Annotated in this window: 1 protein-coding gene; it reads left to right on the top strand. The window is 56.7% G+C overall.

Annotation, left to right across the window (positions count from 1 at the left end):
• The first annotated feature begins 307 nt into the window (after positions 1–307).
• Entirely contained in the window at positions 308–1474 is a 1167-nt protein-coding gene (locus DVK06_RS16555) for an ISH3 family transposase (RefSeq protein WP_121601107.1), read from the top strand.
• The last annotated feature ends 334 nt before the right edge of the window (positions 1475–1808 follow it).

The following is a 1808-nucleotide window of genomic DNA, read 5'->3' as shown; positions in this document are numbered from 1 at the left end:
TGAAAGGATAGGAACTGTTCACTAGACAAGGAAACTAGAATTGCGATTCCCGTGAGGACAACTGCAATGAGGGATGAAGATATACCAGTTGCTGCAGCTACAAAACTAGACATCCCATCCGGTTGAAAACTACCTGAAAAAGAACACCGAGCAATCGCTGTAAGTAGAGCTGCCCCGATAACCTCAAATGAAGTGACAATCCGGATAGGACCAAAACTACGTATTCGCTGAACGGTACCACGGTTGACCATAATTAGTCTCAGTACATCACAAAGCCGGTTAGTTGAGACGTCTGCTTGCTGAAGATGTGTCCAACAACCAGCAAACAGACGATGAAATCCACGAGGACCAGCTCCTTAACTTCCTCGTCAACTCTCTTGACGAGGAAGTTGCTCTCTCACTCGCTGAAAACGCTGAACTCGATGCTGAAGACATCTACGAGGTCCTCGTCGGCGCCTGCGCCGACGGGACCTCGGTCTCAACGCTCTGTGAGAGAAGCGAAGATGCACCCCACGAAAACTCCGTTCTCTACCATCTCCGCACTAAATTCGATCTAGAAACGCTCGAACAGGTTGGCAACATGCTCCTCCAGAAAGACGTTCTCGACGTCCTTCCCCAGCAGGTGGAGGTCTGCGCAGACCTCCACCTGCGGCCCTACTACGGCGACGAAGACGATACAGACGGCCTGTATCACTCACAAGCGAAGCGTGGAACCACCGCGTTTCACGCGTACGCGACACTGTACGCACGCGTGAAGAACAAACGCTACACGCTGGCGGTGCGCCGTCTCGAAGACGGCGACACCGCCAGCAGTGTCCTCGCAGAGTTCCTCGGTATTCTCGACGGCCTTGACCTCGGTGTCAAGGCCGTCTATCTTGACCGCGAATTCTACGACAGCAAGTGTTTGACGCTGCTTCAGGCGCACAACCACGCCTACGTCATGCCGATCGTCCGCTGGGGACGGACGATCAAGCGAGAACTCTCAGAAGGGTGGAGTCGCGTGATTCAGCACAGTCTGACGGCGAGACTCGACGGTCACAGCTGGACCGTCGAGTTTCCCGTCTACATCGACTGTACCTACCAGAACGGACGGTACGACGAACATGGGGTGGCGCGTCACGGCTACGCCGCTGACGCGCCGTTCATCGACTCACCACGAGACGCTCGATACCACTACGCGAAACGCTTCGGTATCGAGGCAAGCTATCGACTCTCTGAACAAAGTATCGCGACGACCTCGACACAAAATCCGGTTGTACGGCTGCTGTACGTCGTGGTGAGCTTGCTGTTACAGAACGTGTGGCGGTATCTGCACTGGGAGTACGTGGCGACGCCCCGCCGAGGCGGGCGTCGCCTCTGGCAGTGGCCATTCAAGGAGTTCATCAACATGATCCGACGGGCAGCGTGGACGGCCCTCGCGACGCGTCGGGCCGTCCCCGCGAACCGGCCACCGGACGACCGGTTCCACCGGTAACTCCCGACCGGGCTAGCCAACGGTGGGAGTGGCGACGCTGTCGCGTCGGCGGCAGCCGCCGCCGACAGCGACGGCTCTCCGCCGATCCGTCCATGATTCTCTCGTCGAAACCGCCAGTCCAACCGCTCCGCCACAGAACTCAGGCTTCAGAAACAGCTAGCCGAGGATGCTTTGTGAGGTACTGAGTCTTCGACGCGAGATTTGAGCCATTGGTTTTGGCAACTCTCTCGACATATCAACCGGTTCTTGTGAGTGTCCCATCTAGAGCTGATACTAACGAAGATTGAAGTTCGTAGATGTTGCTAGGGGCGGCGTGAACGCAGAGAAGGGCAGC

Origin of the sequence: Halorubrum sp. Atlit-28R (assembly GCF_003665955.1) — an archaeon.
Lineage (GTDB): Archaea > Halobacteriota > Halobacteria > Halobacteriales > Haloferacaceae > Halorubrum > Halorubrum tropicale.
The sequence above is the reverse complement of the archived record's forward strand: the minus strand, read 5'-3'. Positions and strand labels throughout refer to the sequence as shown.